The 15,209-nt window shown below is 62.6% G+C and carries 13 protein-coding genes; 8 read left to right on the top strand and 5 right to left on the bottom strand.

The window, feature by feature from the left end:
* The first annotated feature begins 42 nt into the window (after positions 1-42).
* From AC0L7I_RS05845 to AC0L7I_RS05815, 7 genes are all read left to right on the top strand, one after another.
* Entirely contained in the window at positions 43-1,089 is a 1,047-nt protein-coding gene (locus AC0L7I_RS05845) for a phytase (protein WP_473398608.1), read from the top strand.
* Positions 1,090-1,174: 85 nt separating this feature from the next.
* The gene (locus tag AC0L7I_RS05840) at positions 1,175-1,735 is read left to right on the top strand and encodes a rhodanese-like domain-containing protein (RefSeq protein ID WP_473398607.1); all 561 of its coding nucleotides are present in this window, start codon (positions 1,175-1,177) and stop codon (positions 1,733-1,735) included.
* Positions 1,736-1,824: 89 nt separating this feature from the next.
* Entirely contained in the window at positions 1,825-2,646 is an 822-nt protein-coding gene (locus tag AC0L7I_RS05835; protein WP_473398606.1) for a ferredoxin--NADP reductase, read from the top strand.
* Between the two features lie 107 nt (positions 2,647-2,753).
* Positions 2,754-4,181, top strand: coding sequence for a D-arabinono-1,4-lactone oxidase (locus AC0L7I_RS05830; protein WP_473398605.1), 1,428 nt, complete (start codon positions 2,754-2,756; stop codon positions 4,179-4,181).
* A complete protein-coding gene (locus AC0L7I_RS05825) occupies positions 4,174-5,454 on the top strand; it encodes an alanine racemase (RefSeq protein ID WP_473398604.1) in 1,281 nt (426 codons plus the stop codon). Before AC0L7I_RS05830 ends, AC0L7I_RS05825 begins: the two co-directional genes overlap by 8 nt.
* Before the next feature lie 323 nt (positions 5,455-5,777).
* Positions 5,778-6,728, top strand: a complete 951-nt coding sequence (locus AC0L7I_RS05820) for a hypothetical protein (protein WP_473398603.1) — start codon at positions 5,778-5,780, stop codon at positions 6,726-6,728.
* 236 nt (positions 6,729-6,964) lie between these two features.
* Entirely contained in the window at positions 6,965-7,444 is a 480-nt protein-coding gene (locus AC0L7I_RS05815) for a hypothetical protein (protein WP_473398602.1), read from the top strand.
* 119 nt (positions 7,445-7,563) lie between these two features.
* Here AC0L7I_RS05815 and AC0L7I_RS05810 read toward each other — a convergent pair whose 3' ends face one another.
* The 5 genes from AC0L7I_RS05810 to AC0L7I_RS05790 form a co-directional block, all read right to left on the bottom strand.
* A complete protein-coding gene (locus tag AC0L7I_RS05810; RefSeq protein ID WP_473398601.1) occupies positions 7,564-8,271 on the bottom strand; it encodes a hypothetical protein in 708 nt (235 codons plus the stop codon).
* A 74-nt stretch (positions 8,272-8,345) separates the two neighbouring features.
* The gene (locus AC0L7I_RS05805; RefSeq protein WP_473398600.1) at positions 8,346-9,326 is read right to left on the bottom strand and encodes an alpha/beta fold hydrolase; all 981 of its coding nucleotides are present in this window, start codon (positions 9,324-9,326) and stop codon (positions 8,346-8,348) included.
* A gap of 72 nt (positions 9,327-9,398) precedes the next feature.
* Positions 9,399-10,046: a redoxin domain-containing protein gene (locus tag AC0L7I_RS05800; RefSeq protein ID WP_473398599.1), complete on the bottom strand. Its 648-nt coding sequence runs from the start codon at positions 10,044-10,046 to the stop codon at positions 9,399-9,401.
* A 42-nt stretch (positions 10,047-10,088) separates the two neighbouring features.
* Positions 10,089-12,191: a protein-disulfide reductase DsbD family protein gene (locus AC0L7I_RS05795; RefSeq protein WP_473398598.1), complete on the bottom strand. Its 2,103-nt coding sequence runs from the start codon at positions 12,189-12,191 to the stop codon at positions 10,089-10,091.
* A 156-nt stretch (positions 12,192-12,347) separates the two neighbouring features.
* Entirely contained in the window at positions 12,348-13,151 is an 804-nt protein-coding gene (locus tag AC0L7I_RS05790; RefSeq protein WP_473398597.1) for a SapC family protein, read from the bottom strand.
* Positions 13,152-13,255: 104 nt separating this feature from the next.
* On the opposite strand from AC0L7I_RS05790, the gene AC0L7I_RS05785 reads away from it, so the two are divergent.
* The gene (locus AC0L7I_RS05785) at positions 13,256-15,142 is read left to right on the top strand and encodes a DUF885 domain-containing protein (RefSeq protein WP_473398596.1); all 1,887 of its coding nucleotides are present in this window, start codon (positions 13,256-13,258) and stop codon (positions 15,140-15,142) included.
* Positions 15,143-15,209 lie beyond the last annotated feature (67 nt).

Raw genomic sequence — 15,209 nt, 5'->3', positions numbered from 1 at the left:
CTGGCGACCGGGGCGCCTCGTTCAACACATGTGGAGACTGACATGACCCCCACCCGCCTTGTCCTCGCCGGTACCGCCGCCTTGATCCTTGCTGCCTGCGCCAGTGTACCGGACGTGCCGGTTGCCAGGGTCATGGCCAGCGCAGAAACGGTTCCGGCTGGCTCGACGGGCGACAGCGCCGACGACCCGGCCATATGGCGTCATCCGAGCGATGCAGCGCAATCCCTGATCCTCGGCACGAACAAGCAGGAAGGCCTGGTCGTGTTCGCGCTGGACGGATCGGAACGCCAGCGCCTGCCGATCGGACCGATCAACAATGTCGATGTGCGCCACGATCCCGGATCGGCCTATGACATCGCGGTTGCCAGCAACGACACTCAGGGCATTTCAGTGTTTTTGATCGATCGCAGCGCCGGCGAAGTGAAACACGTCAATGATGTGCCAACCGGCAAGACCGAACCCTATGGCATCTGCCTCGGGAAAAATGACAGCATGGGACTGGCCGGCGTTACCTACAAGGATGGTACGGTCGAGCTTTGGCAACTGGACGGCGACGCAGGCAGCGTGACGGGAACGCTGGCGCGCAGCGTTAAGCTGGCGACGCAGCTTGAAGGCTGCGTGTTCGATGAAGCCAATGACGCACTGGTCATCGGTGAAGAGGGCCACGGCGTCTGGAGCCTCGCCTACAAGGATGCCGCTTCGGTTCCCGTGGAGATCGACACGATTGCCGCCCAAAACGGACTGGTGGCTGATGTCGAGGGCGTCTCGATCTGGCGCGGCAAGGACGGCAAGGGCTGGATTGTCGCATCGGCGCAGGCCGCTGACCGCTATGTCGTGTACGAACGCCAGGCGCCGCATGCCGTGATGGGCGTTTTCACACTTATTGCCAACACAGCGGCCGGAATCGACAAAGTAACGCATACGGATGGACTGGATGTATTCTCGGGCGCCCTGCCCGGCTATCCGCGCGGCCTGCTTGTGGTGCAGGACGATGGCAACCCGAACAAGGAGCAGGACCAGAATTTCAAGCTGGTCGACTGGTCATCTGTCGAGACGGCCCTTGGTTTACCCGTGCTTGTTGCCGAATAGACACAGACCGCCCGGTCTTCCTCCCTATTCCTGCCGCATTTGCGCGCGACGATTCAAGACACTGGGGAAACGAAGGAGACTTCCCGTGGGCGCGAAGCGGAATGCCATTCTTGGAATCATCACGATTGCCGCCTTTGTCGGCTGCGGCCTGCTGGCGAGCGCCGAGGCGCAGGAAGCCCCGGACTCCTTCATCGACTATGACGGCTTCGTTGGCCTCAGCGGGGAACTTGCCGCCTATCGCCAGACGCGGCTTGTGGACCTTGATACATTCAATGCGATGAAGGCCGAACCCGGAACGATCCTGCTGGATACGCGCAGCTCGGAGGCCTTCCACATGGGCCATATCGAAGGCGCCGTTAACCTCAATTTCTCAGACTTCACCGACGCGAAACTGGCCAAGGTTTTGGGCGACAAATCCACGCGCATCCTGATCTATTGCAACAATAATTTCACCGACAATGTCGCGCCGGTCATGGTGAAACGCATCCAGCTGGCGCTGAATGTGCCGACATTCATCAATCTCTACGGCTATGGATACGAGAATATCTATGAGCTGAAAGGCGCCCATTCGATCAGGGATTCCGACATTCACTGGGGGTCAGACTGGCCGGAAATGGCCGAGGTTGCGACCGTTCAGGAAAACTAAACTGCCCATCTGCTACCTTGCTTTTGCGGGTGCGAGGCTTCATTTGCGGCGCTGTACCTGATTAGCAGACCCCGTGAAGAGGCCCGCCCATGACCGCCGATGCATCCGCAGCAGCTGCTGCCGCGCCGAGAGTGAACCCGAACGCGCCGACCGAGGAAACCGTCCTCAGCGTCGAGCATTATACAGACAGGCTGTTCCGCTTCCGCATCACACGCCCGCAGAGCTTTCGGTTTCGCACCGGCGAGTTCGTGATGATCGGCCTGCCGAAGGAAGACGGCAAGCCGCTGCTGCGCGCCTATTCCATTGCGTCTCCGGCCTGGGACGAGGAACTGGAATTCTATTCGATCAAGGTGCCGGACGGCCCGCTGACATCGCGCCTGCAATCGATCCAGCCGGGCGACAAGGTGTTGCTGGGCAAGAAGCCGACTGGCACGCTGGTGTTGGATGCGCTGACCCTTGGCAAGCGGCTTTACATGTTCTCCACCGGCACGGGCTTTGCGCCTTTCGCCAGCCTGGTACGCGATCCGGAAACCTATGAACGCTATGACGAAGTTATCGTCACGCATACGTGCCGTGAAGTCGACGAGCTGACCTATTCGCGCAATCTCGTGAACGATCTCGTCAATGACCCGCTGGTCGGCGAAATGGTCGAAGGCAAGTTGCGCCTCTATACGAGCACGACGCGCGAAACCTCTAACTGCATGGGCCGTATCACCACGCTGATCGAGACCGGCAAACTGTTCGAGGATCTCGGCGTGCCAAAACTCGACCCCTCCACCGACCGGGCGATGATCTGCGGTTCGATGCAGATGACGCAGGACCTGAAGGCGCTGATGATGGCTCATGGCCTGACCGAAGGCTCGAACGCGGCGCCGGCCGAGTTCGTGATCGAGAAAGCCTTCGCAGGCTGACCTGCGTTCGCTATTGCGCCCACACGATAAATCCTGACACCGACGTCATGTATTGACATCGCCCGCCTGCCCCGTGTCCACTCGCCTTCAAAACGAGGGGAGACGGTATGGCGGTTTCACGCAGGACGATGCTTCTGGCAGGCGGCGCAGTCGTGGCCGGCGGTGTCGCCATTCCGACAGGACAGCACCTGGCCTGGGGCGGACGGGACTTCACGCGGCCTGATTACAATCCGGATTATCCCGACGCGCCTGTGGGCGAGGAAAGCTGGATGAACTGGTCCGGCGTGGAGCGCGCGACACCGCAGGCGATCAACCTGCCCACGAGCGAGGATGAACTGAGCGCCCTGATTACCGGTACGGCCGGACGGGTCCGCCCGTTCGGCAGCGGGCATTCCTTTTCAGGCCTCGTGCCGAGCGAAGGCATGATGGTGGATGTCAGCCGCCTGACGGGTATGCAGTCAATCGACCCTGAAGGGCTTGCCGTTTTCGGCGCAGGCACTCGCCTGTTCCAGATGGCGACTGAACTCGCCGATGTCGGACGCGCATTGCCGAACCTGCCGGATATCGACGTGCAGACACTGGCCGGATCCTTCTCCACGGCGACTCATGGCACGGGCGTGACGCTGACGGCGCTGCACGACCATATTGCCGGCTTCCGGATGGTGACGGCGAGCGGCGAGATCCTGGATGTGACACCGGAAAGCCATGCGGACCTGTTCGCGGCGGGGCGCGTATCGCTCGGCGCGCTGGGCGTGATCACGCAATACACGCTTCGCACGGTGCCCGCGTTCAACCTGCGCCGAACTGTCTGGGTCGAGCGGATCGAGACGCTGATCGAGCGGGCCGAGGAACTGGCCCAGCAGCACCGCAATTTCGAATTCTACTATTTCCCGCACACAGGCTATGCGGCGGGCATCAGCCACGACCTGCACGAGGGCCCGATCACGGGCAAGGGCGAGACCGAGGACGATTCCACGCTGGAAGAGCTGAAAGCCCTGCGCAACTCGGTCGGCTGGTCGCCCTGGCTGCGGCGCAAGATTATCGGCGCGGCCCTGCCCAAGGGCGTGGTCGAGGATGTCAGCGACAATTCCTACAAGCTGCTGGCGACGACGCGGCCGATCAAATTCAACGAGATGGAATACCACCTGCCCCGCGCGAACGGGCTGAAAGGCCTCAAGGAAGTGATCGCGAAACTCGAACAGCGCAAGGACGTGTTCTTCCCCATGGAAGTGCGCTTCATCGCACCGGACAATGCGTGGTTGAGCCCGTTCAATGACGGGCCGCGCGTGTCGATCGCGATCCACGCCGCGGTGGACGAACCGTATGATTATTTCTTCTCCGATATCGAACCGATCCATCGCGCGAATGGCGGGCGCCCGCACTGGGGCAAGCACCATTCGCTGGGGCGGGACGAACTCAGCGCCCTCTATCCGAAGCTCGGGGACTTCATGGACCTGCGGCGCGCGATGGACCCTGAGGGAAAGTTCCTGAACCCGCACCTTGCCAAGCTGTTCGGGGAGCCGTTCGATGCTTGAGCTTTCCCGCCGCAACCTGATCCTGGGCGGTGCCGCCCTAGCCGGAGTGACTGCACTGATGATGAAACCCGGAGACAAGAGCGGGCCGCGCGATGCCTATTTCCTGGACGTGCAGAAAGCGCTTATCGCGGCCGGGATCGCGATGCCGACCATGGTGGTGGACCGGGCGCGGCTCAACGCCAATATCGACACGCTGAAAGGCTTCCTGCCGCCGGGCATGGGTTACCGGATCGTGGCGAAGTCCCTGCCCTCGCTGGGCCTGATCGACCATATCCGCAAACGGACCGGCACCGACCGGCTGATGACGTTCAACCTGCCCATGCTGCTGGACATTTCGCAGGCGATGCCGGAGGCAAGCCAGCTGCTGGGCAAGCCCCTGCCGGTTCAGGCGGCGCGGCAATATTTCGAACAGCTACCGCTGGAAGTGTCGGGCGCGGCGGACAATATCCAGTGGCTGGTCGATACGCCCGAGCGGGTGGCGCAGTATGCGGCGTTGGCAGACGCTTTCGGACGGGACCTTGCGCTGAACGTGGAGCTGGATGTCGGCCTGCACCGGGGCGGCGTGGTGCCCGGCGAAGTACTTGGCGCGATGCTGGCCGCGACCCAGGCGCACCCACGCCTCCGCTTTGCGGGCTTCATGGGATATGATCCGCACATCCCGTCGCTGCCGACGGCCATGGGCTGGCGCGAACGGGCCATGAAGGGCGTGCGCAAGACCTATGCCGAGGCGCTCAAGCAGGCGGGCAACGTGTTCGGCGCCGACGCGATGGCGGGCATAACGCGCAATGCAGCGGGCAGCCCGACCTACCGAACCTATCAGGATACGGAGATTGCCAGCGAAGTCTCGGCAGGCTCGTGCCTCGTCAAGCCGACGCATTTCGATACCGAGCTGCTGGAGCCGCACGTGCCGGCAAGTTTCATCGCGACGCCGGTGATCAAGTCCCTGCCTGTCACGCACATGCCAGGCCTGGAATTTGCCGACGGGGCAACACGGGCGTGGAACCCGAACGCGTCGAAGACCGTATTCATCTATGGCGGCAACTGGCTGGCCGACCCGGTCGACCCGCCGGGCCTGGAATACAACAAGACGTTCGGGCGCTCGTCGAACCAGGAAATGCTGAATGGCGGGCCGGAGCTGGAGATCAGCCCGGACGAATTCGTCTTCCTGCGCCCGCACCAGAGCGAGGCCGTGTTCCTGCAATTCGGCGACATCGCGGTGTATGAAGACGGCGCCATCGTGGAGCGCTGGCCCGTGTTTGATTATTCGGCTTGATGGGTGCGTGGGGAGAGGGGTGTTCGAATCCTCTCCGGTGCGCCATTCCCCAATTAGGCGAGCGGCGTGTCAGAGATTTCTCCTGTCTCTTCGAGGTAAGCACGTAGGAGTTCTCATCTTCAACTACCCCAGTGTGCCACGGGCCACTTACTCGCAAGAGTGTTTCTATTTAAATTTGCAATTTCTCTCCCTTAAGCTAGGATTTTGGTGAGCTGAGGAGGGAACGATCCATGAGATGTAATTGGTTGGCGACTAGCTTTATTCCACTGCTGTTGACTGCTTGTGCCGGTGCCACCTTCCATAAGGTCGAAGATGACGGGACCTTGGCAACAGAAGACATTGGCCTGCACTACTACATGCCGGTTCCCCACCTTCTCGTTCAACGTCCGGGTAACAAAGAGGGAGCCACTACAACCTCCATAATCTATCTGCCGGACATCAGCCAAGAGTATGCAATAAAGTACAAGAGCGGTGTCGGTAGCGGTAAAATGGAAGTTACGCTGTCAAACGGAATGATAGCGAGCTTCAACCAAGAAACCGATAGCAAGATTCCGGAAACCCTAGCCAATCTCGCAGCGCCGATTAGCGGTGTTGCTACGGCCGCTGCGAGCTTTGCAGCAGGTGACCTTTCCGACGCCCAGGCGAAACTCATCCGCAAGCGAATCGACGCTGGTTTACTTGACCCTGCGGCGCTGGCAGGAACCAATCCGCGGATTCCATTTGTTAACGCTTGCCCACCAAATTCAGCCAAAATCAGTGTAGATAGCCCGTATAATGATCAAATTTCTCCAGCTCGAGTCTCGGACATAATCGATGCAGCAAATCATCTCGCCTGCGCCAGCGAATTGCTGGACGATCAAGCGCTTTTTCCAAAGAAAGCCGGAGACGCCGCTGCAACCGCAAGACGACTTCCAACCATTCTAGCCGACTTGTCCGAAGAGGATCGCGTTTCTCTTGCTGCAACCCTGGGCATAGACGGTAGCCCCGAAGCCGCTTTTCTGAGAGCGGTCTCTAAACCATTTGCAGATTTCGACGCAGGACAATCTCCAGACGCACAAAAGATTGAAGACACCCTACATCGAGCGGTTAGCCTGCTCAACGATGCGGCCAATGCGATAGAGCCGCCAAAACCAAAGAAAACGCTCCCTACCTTTGAACTCTATCGTATTGTTATGGACGCGGGACACACGGCATATCGTCCTGTTGGAAATTTTGAGAGTTTATGCTCGAATCCTGCCCTGAAGCCTTCATTGAAAAATATCTGTTCGCCGTGATTATTCGTTCAAATTACGACGCTGAATAATAATTTGAAATAGTGCCCCCTTTCACCCTCTCCGGTGCGTCATGGAAACGGTGTGATGTGATTTTGCGACCCACCGCTCTTGCTAACATTACAAAAAATTGTGGCGGCTTGGGGCTGTTTCCTGTGTTCGTTGCCTCGACAAGCGGGGGTGGATGGGGTGAGCTGATCGTCATTGTACAGTTCTTGTAAAGTAACGGAGGCCCCGCCATGAAAGTGGGCAGTAGCGTATTTTCCGCAGCCATGTTCCTGGCGCTTGGCGCGTGTGTCAGTGCACCGCCTGATCTCAAGGACAACCAGATCGTGCCCGGCCAGCGAGTCAGCAATGTCGAGCTCGGCATGTCATTGTCCAGCCTGTTATCGCTGCAGGGCAAGCCGAGCCGGACGATCCCGATCGCGCATACGAATGCCACGTCCTACACGTTTGACGGGTTGACCGTGGCCGCCGACGACAAGGTCTATTGGATCATCGCGCATGATCCGCGCTTCTTCACGGACCGGGGCGTGTCGATGGGCTCGGAGCAGATCTTTGCGCGCGGGACCTATGGCAAGCCGAAATGCGTCGTCACGCGCGATGACGTCACTGTCTATGATTATGGCAACATCTATTTCGAGGTGGACAATGCGACCGGCAAGGTCGGCCAGATCGGCGTCCAGCGCAGCACACAGACCTGCGACGGGCCGTCCTAGCAGCGCCACAGGCCTGCCTGCTTTCGCGGCCTTTCCTGCCAGCCTGAAGCACCTCCGCCTTCCCCCGGATTGCGGGGGAAGCGGCCATGCATGAGTTGCTTTTCTCCACGCCGACGCTGTCAGGACGAATCCAGCAACGCGATCTGGAGACAGGCTTCGTTGTGGATGTCGCGCAAGGCCTCGCGCTCGCTTTCGGGCACGCGGCGCAACCTTGCGGCGGGTGGCAGGGTGGCGAGGCGGTAGCGGGGCGCTGAGGGCGTGGCGCGGGTGCGGGCGAGGTGACGCGTCATGCGGGCGATGTGGATGGCAGGATCGTCATAGACATCGCGCAGGGCCGCCAGACGGCGCACGAGCGGCTGGCTGGGCACCAGTTCGTCGGCGCGCGGCAGGTATTCCCATGGCTCGGGCGGCGGCAAGGGCAGGTCAAGACGGAGGATGCGCGGGCGCGGGCCGCCTTTCAGGCGGCGCGGGGGTGGCGCGGTGGGGGTACGGGGCGCAGGATCAGCAAGGCGGAAGGCAGGAAGGGTGAGGCAAGGGCGTGGTGCGGGTGTGCCGTGCGGTACAGGCGTCGCTGCAACCTGCACGGCGCGCTGCCGGACATCCGGCAACGGACGCTCCAGCACCATCAGCACAAGCAGGCGGCGTGTCAGCGCTTCAAAACGGGCGAGGTCTGCGCCGAGGCGCGCGCGGACCGGGCGCAGCAGGAAGGGCTTGCAAGCCAGCCGGCCAAGGCCGAGCGACCGCGCGATCTCGTGCACCATGTAGTCGGCGCGCCGCCATGCAACCATGACCAGCGACTGGAGCGGGGTGGACGGCATCAGGTTCATGCCGGCAATGATGCCACAGGTTCCGGTGCGGTCGGAAAGGGACCGCTCTTTCCGACAAAACCTGAACGCTGGATTCAGATGCTGCGATGCGGCTCTGAATGGGCCCATTCGGCCAGCAGGGTGCGCAGGGCAGACACGAAGGCGAGCGGCTGGTCGAGCATGACATGGTGGCGCGCATGCGGGATGGAGATGAACGGCACCTGGTGGCCGAGCAGCTTTCGCATGTAGTCTCCAATATCGTCCGGCATCAGCGCGCTTTCCTCACCGCGAATGATGGCGATCCGGCATTTCGCCGCCTTCAGCATGTCCCCCGGGGCGTCGTTCGGCTCGAAATGGGTCCAGATCGTCGGGTCGAATTTCCAGGTCCAGCCGCCATCGGCCTTTTTCAGACTCCAGCGGGCGATATAGTCCATGGCATAATGGTTTTCGCACAGCTGCGGCGGCGCGAGACGGAAGCGCCCGAGGGCGCTGGCAAGGTCGGCATAGACCTTGTTCGGGCGGCCGGAGCGCGGCGGTCCCTGGTGCGGGCGTTCGGGCGGATTTACGGGACTGTCGACAATGACCATGCCGGTGAAGCGTTCGCCATGTTCGGCGCCCGTAACGAGCGTGACGAAACCGCCAAAGGAATGGGCGACGATGATCGGCTTCACGTCTGCCTCGAACAGGCCGGCATCCTCGGCGACGGCAATCTGTTCGGAGCTGAATGTCGCCATGTCATAGGCGTCGCGCCAGTCGCTTTCGCCCATGCCGGAAAAGGTGAGCGCGGCGACGTTGTAGTGTTCGGCAAAATAGGGGGCGATGAAATCCCACCAATGCGCATGGGCGCCATTGCCATGGACAAGAAGAAGGCCGGGCTTGCCCCGCTGGCCCCAGCGCTGGTAGCGGACCTGCGCGCCTTTCACCTCGACCGAACACAACTCATAGGGCGTGGCCACAGCCTGCTGGAACCAGGCCGGGGCGGGAGGCACGGCGCCATTATATTCCAGCAGCGGGCCGCCCTCGGACGGCATTTCCGCCGGCTGGTCGCGCACAATCCCTTCGGGGCCTGAACTCATGGCTTGTCCTCTTTACCTGACGCCCCTGTCATAAATACAGGACCGGTTAAGACAAGCCTGACGCTGGGGACGTTACTGGTACTTCACGGAGCAGCCATAGGGCTTGGAACTGGGCACGGCGACGGCCTCGCCCGCAGCGACGCTGTCGAGGGCTGCGCGGACATAATTCGTGGCACCCTCTATATCGGCGACGCGAGCGGATGGCGCGGAATCGATGGCGCCTTCATAGGCCAGGGTGCCACCGGGACCGATGACGAACATGTGGGGTGTGGTCTTGGCGCCGTAGAGATGGCCGATCTCTCCGGTCGGGTCGAGCAGGACATGGCTGGGCATGGCATCACGAACCGCCGTCAGTTCATTGGCCTCTTCGCCGGTGACATGCCCCTGCTTTCCGGGAGCGGAGGAAATGACAGAAAGCCAGACGACATCATCGGCGCCGGCATAGGATTGCAGGGCCTGCATGTTTCCGGGCGGCGTCGCGTAATGTTTCTGGACGAAGGGGCAGCCGTCATTGGTCCATTCGAGGACCACGGTCTGTCCGGAAAAATCGGAGAGGGAAACCGTGTCCCCGTTCGAATTGGTGCCCGCGAAACCGGGCGCGGGCTGGCCGGGCGTAACGAGGGGGCTGGCATCGGCGGTGGAAGCGATGAGCGCGCCGGCTGTCAGGGCGACAGCAGCGGCCATGCCGGCAGCGAGTGAAAGATTACGGCGGCTGAACATGGGCAGTCTCCTACGTGCGCTCCCCCTTGCCTCGTATTCAACTCAAGATGCGTCCAGAAGTCCAATCACAAGGTCTTTAGACAGGATTTCGGGCAGTATCTCCGGTTCGGTCGCGCCAGCCGGATACCAGAGATACATCGGCACGCCGGCGCGTTCTCGCAGTTTCAGTTCGGCGGCGATGACCGGGTCCTTGCGGGTGAAGTCAGCGACGAGGAAGGCGACCCCGGCCTCGGCGAAGGCCTCCTGCACGGCTGTTGTCTTGAGCGTGCTGAGCTTGTTGAGCTGGCAGGAGGCGCACCATGTGGCGGTGAAATCGACAAAGACCGGGCGGCCTTCGGCGGTGAGTTCTGCGACACGTTCGGGGCTCCAGGCCTCGGTCGCGTATTTGGCGGCATAGGCCGTGGGCGTGCCTTCCGTGCCGCCGGGAACCGTGGCGCGCAGGGCCGGCCAGGCGAAGCCGGCAATCAGGACGAGCACGGCGGCAGCGCGGGCCGGGGCGCCGCCCCGGCTGGCAAGCCAGATGGCGAAGGCGATGCCGGTGGCGCCTGCAAGTGTCCAGGCCACTGCGCCATGGCCAGCCAGCGCCCCGAGCACCGAGAGCAGCCATGCCGCGGTCAGGAACATCGGGAAAGCGAAGAATTGTTTCAGCGTTTCCATCCACTTGCCAGGCTTCGGCAGGAAGCGTTGCAGGCCAGGCACGAAGCTGAGCAGGAGGAAAGGCAGGGCGAGACCGAAACCCATGGCGAGGAAGACGGCGAAAACGGCCGGGGCCGGCTGGCTCATGACAGCGCCGAGTGCGACGCCAAGGAATGGCCCAACGCAGGGCGCTCCGACAACGGCGGCGAGGACACCCGTGAAGAAAGCCCCGGCGGCGCCGTTGCGGCTGGCCAGGCTGCTTCCCGTGTTCTGGATCGAACTGCCGAGCTCGAACATGCCAATCAGCCAGAGGCCGATGACGAACATGATCAGCGCGAGAATGGCAACGGAGGGAGCATTCTGGAGCTGGAAGCCGAGCGTGGCCGTGCCGGTGGCCGCCCGCACGGCGATGATGACAGCCGCCAGCACCGCGAAGGAGACGAGGACGCCGCCCGTGTACCAGACGCCGTGGCTGCGCAGCTCGTTCGCGTGACCGCTGGCGGCAGCCGAGACCATGCCCATGGCCTTGATCGACAGGACCGGCAGGACGCAGGGCATCAGGTTGAGGATGAGGCCGCCGACAAACGCAAGCAGCGCGAGGGTGAGGAGGCCCGTCGTACTGCCCCCTGCCCGGGACGTGCCGGAGCGCGCCCCGGCGAGACCGGCCGTGTTTTCGAAGACAGGACCCTGTTGGGCGGAGAGCTCAAAACCCTGACGTGTTCCATCATTTTTTTCAATTACAAGTACGCCTTCAAGCGGGCCGTCCGGCCGGCCTGCACCTGCAGGCGTGAGCGAGAGCGTGGCACCGTCGGGGCCGAAACTGGCGGGCTGACCCGCCGGATGGCTGATCTCGTGAGCGAAGGGGAAGAAGCGCAGGGCTGCGTCAGTGGTAAGGCCGGGCCCGCCGCGCAGGCTGAGCTTCCAGGGAGAAGCGGAAGTGTCGAGCCGCGCTTCGCCGGCAAAATCGGTCGGAGTCCTGGCGATCCAGTCGGCAATCATTGTGCCATGCGCCGGGTGGGGCGTGGCGTCTCCGACATCCAGCATGAGCGACACGTCAGCGCTTTCCGGCACGCAGATGTCTTCACAGATGAGATAGTCGGCGAGGACGTCGAGCCGGACCTTGCCGCTGGCCGCCGCCGGGATCATCAGCGAGAAGGGCAGGATGACCTGGTCACTGTACCCATAATCCATGATCTCGCCGTCGACGACGGGCAGGAGCTCTGGAATGGGCCAGATGAAGTCGCCAATGGCACCTGCGGGAATATTACTGGTATCGCGATGAACAAGCTGTGGCGGCAGGCCCGCATCGCCGGCATTGCGCCAGTAGACATGCCAGTCGGGATCGAGATCCAGCTTCAATGCGGCCATGACGGTTTCGCCCGGCAGGACGCTGGTACGCTCAGCGATCAGTTCGACGCGGGCATGGCCACCATCAACCGGGACGGCAAGCGCGGGCCCTGCGGCGCCGAAGACGAGCGCTGCGAGCAGGCTGCAAAGGAGACGGATCATACTGGAGCTTTCATCGGGTCAGCTGTCCATATGCCTGCGATTGGCCGTAGAATGAAGGCCCTCGCTCATTCGTGAACAGTACGCGAGCGGGTCTGCCGCAAAACGAAAAAGGCGGCCCCGCAAGGAGCCGCCTTTGAAATCCCGAAACCGGATGGATCAGACAGCGGCCTGTTCGGCCGGCTGCATGCGCACGGCACGCTGGATGATTTTTGGCCAGTTGAGCAGCGAGACGAGGTGGGCATAGCAGGCACCCACAGCGCCATTGTTGCGCAGCTCGAGATACTTCGAATCCGGCAGCCCGTTCAGGCGCTCTTCGGAAATCGCGTAGTAGTCGGCAATCTTCTGCTGGTCGCCGGTCGGATTGCCCTGCGCATCACGCGGCTGGAAGGCGACCGATTTCTGTTCCATCAGGTCGAGGTCGATCAGCATTTTCACGAAATCCGCCGTGGCGCGGCGCTGGCGCTCGAATTCCTTGCAGAATTCAATCGCGTCATTGGTGAATTTCGACGGCTGGCCATTCTCGAAGAAAGGCACTTCCGGCTGGTTCGTCACCATGGGTGCGGCGCGATCGACGCAGAGAACGAGGCGATCGGAGGAATCGTCTGCGGCGAATACGAACGGATAACGGCGCACGAAGGCGGGCACATAATGGTCATCCGACACACGGCCCTGCGCATCGACGAACAGGTTCTGGCCCTGGCGGACGCCCATGACGGCGACCGGGGTGCGGTCCTTGCCGACGAAAATGATCGGATAGGACGCGGCTGCGAGGCCGAATTCGGTGACCGTGACAGGCACGGCATGCGCCTGGCGCAGGAAGCCGAAAGGCTCGGAAATCTGTTTGACGCCGAGGCCGCCGTGATCTTCCGGCGACAATGGCTGGGGCTGTTGGTAGAAGAGAACCTGGCCTGTCAGCGGCGAGACGCCACCGGCGGGCGGTGTTGCAGGGGGGTTGTTCACGTGTCTGCTCCTGAATTGTTGGCGGGAGCGTTAGCGGAAATAGGGACTGGCCACAACACCCGAACCGGCTTGAACTACACTAAAGACAAGGTGAAAAATACGTCATGTTCATCCAGACGCTGATCCGTTCCAATCCGGGCCTGCCCTTGCGGCTGGCGGCGCTTGCAATGACGGTTTTCGTGACGAGCTGTGCGCCACCTGTCGATGATGCCGGAACGCCGCGCCGCATTGCCCGCCAGGTCGACCAGTTGATGACCACGCTGGCGCAGACCGAACTGGCGCGCGACCCGGAACTGGCCACGCAGCTGGGCCTGACGGAAAAGACCGTCGGTTATGAATTCAATCGCTACCTGACCGACCGGTCGCAGGCGACCTATGAGCGGGTGCGCGTATCGCGGCTGGAAATGCTGCAGGCGCTGGCCGAGGCGCCCAAGCCGGCCGCCGGCAGCCCGCAGGCGCGCCACCTGGAAACGCTGATCCAGGCCTATGAGACGGCCGAGAGCCTGTTCGTGGCGGGCCACGGGCAAACCGGGCTCGGCATTGCCTATCCCTATGTCGCCGACCAGATGCGCGGCGCGTACCTGGACGTGCCTGACCTGATGACGCGGTCGCACCCGGTTCGGACGGCGCAGGACGCGCGCAATTTCGTGTCGCGCCTGGCGGCGTTTCCCGACGCGATCGACGACGAGCGCCGCCGCCTGAACGCGGATGCGATGGCGGGCGTGATTGCGCCCGACTTCATCCTGCGGCGCATGGCGGTGCTGGCGACAGAGATGGGCGCTGGCCCGGCCGAGGAGCACATCCTTGTGGTCACGCTGGACAGCCTGCTCGGCGGCCCGGAGGACCTGAGTGCAGAGGAACGCGATGCGCTTTCCGCCCGTGCCCGGGAACTGGTCGAGACGGGCATCCTGCCAGCCTATGAACGCTTTGCCGACGATTTGATGACATTGGCCGCGAGGGCCCCGTCGGAGCCGGGCGTCTGGCAATTGCCGGAGGGCAATGCCTATTATGACGCGGCGCTGGCGGCCTATACGTATGACGGTGTGAGTGCCGTGGAGCTGCATGCGCTGGGCCAGCGCGAAGTGATAGCGCTGACCGACCAGCTGAATGTGGCGCTGGCGGAAGCCGGCCTTGTCGAGGGCAGTGTTGCCGAACGGCTGCAGGCACTCGCCGCCCTGCCCGACCAGATCTATGCGGACGATGAATTGGGCCGCGAAGCCCTGCTGGAACGGATGCGGCAGCTGGAGCAGAAGGCAGAGTCCGCGCTGGGGCGCGAGATTCCCAGCCTGCCGAAGACACGCGTGGCGATTCGGGCCGTGCCCGACTTCCTTGAGGGATCCGCGCCGGCAGCCTTCTACAGTGCCGCCCCGGCTAACGGAACGGCGCCCGGCCTGTTCGAGATCAACCTGTCGGACATGGGCGACTGGCCGGACTTTGCGCTGGCCACGCTGGTCTATCATGAGACCCTGCCCGGCCATCACCTGGAAAGCGCGGTCGCTGCCGAGCGTGCAAACCTGCCGCTGGCCCGTCAGATGATCTGGAACGTCGCCTATGGCGAAGGCTGGGGCGCCTATGCCGAGACACTGGCCGACGACATGGGCCTCTATACGGACGATCCGCTGGGCCGGATCGGCTACCTGCAATCGATGCTGTTCCGCGCCGCGCGGGTCGTAACCGACACCGGCATCCACCGCATGAAATGGAACCGCCAGCAGGCCGTGGACTATCTCACCCGCGTTACCGGCCAGCCGGAAGCGGCGATGGCGCAGGAAGTGGACCGCTATGCCGTCTGGCCGGGCCAGGCGGCCGCCTATTGGGTCGGGCGCCAACGCATCCTCGACCTGCGCGAGCGGGCCGAGCGCGTGCTGGGGCCGAAATTCGACCGTGCGGCCTTCCATGAAGTGATCCTGACGGGCGGTCCGCGCCCGCTCGACATTCTCGAGACAGACATCGAGCAATGGTATGGCGCGCAGGTCGACCCGGACGAATAAGGCCCGGAAATCTTCAAACAATCCGAAGTCTGCCCTAATCCCGCCACGTCGCCTGCGCCATTCTGCT

The organism is Hyphomonas sp. J20-32 (genome assembly GCF_055808555.1).
This window is presented reverse-complemented; position numbering and strand designations above follow the sequence as displayed.

Excerpts from the sequence above, each read along its gene's own strand:
- AC0L7I_RS05800 (WP_473398599.1), bottom strand. The coding sequence starts at position 10,046 with ATGTTCAGCCGCCGTAATCTTTCACTCGCTGCCGGCATGGCCGCTGCT.
- AC0L7I_RS05795 (WP_473398598.1), bottom strand. The coding sequence starts at position 12,191 with ATGATCCGTCTCCTTTGCAGCCTGCTCGCAGCGCTCGTCTTCGGCGCC.
- AC0L7I_RS05845 (WP_473398608.1), top strand. The coding sequence starts at position 43 with ATGACCCCCACCCGCCTTGTCCTCGCCGGTACCGCCGCCTTGATCCTT.
- AC0L7I_RS05835 (WP_473398606.1), top strand. The coding sequence starts at position 1,825 with ATGACCGCCGATGCATCCGCAGCAGCTGCTGCCGCGCCGAGAGTGAAC.
- AC0L7I_RS05805 (WP_473398600.1), bottom strand. The coding sequence starts at position 9,326 with ATGAGTTCAGGCCCCGAAGGGATTGTGCGCGACCAGCCGGCGGAAATG.
- AC0L7I_RS05830 (WP_473398605.1), top strand. The coding sequence starts at position 2,754 with ATGGCGGTTTCACGCAGGACGATGCTTCTGGCAGGCGGCGCAGTCGTG.
- AC0L7I_RS05785 (WP_473398596.1), top strand. The coding sequence starts at position 13,256 with ATGTTCATCCAGACGCTGATCCGTTCCAATCCGGGCCTGCCCTTGCGG.
- AC0L7I_RS05815 (WP_473398602.1), top strand. The coding sequence starts at position 6,965 with ATGAAAGTGGGCAGTAGCGTATTTTCCGCAGCCATGTTCCTGGCGCTT.
- AC0L7I_RS05825 (WP_473398604.1), top strand. The coding sequence starts at position 4,174 with ATGCTTGAGCTTTCCCGCCGCAACCTGATCCTGGGCGGTGCCGCCCTA.
- AC0L7I_RS05810 (WP_473398601.1), bottom strand. The coding sequence starts at position 8,271 with ATGAACCTGATGCCGTCCACCCCGCTCCAGTCGCTGGTCATGGTTGCA.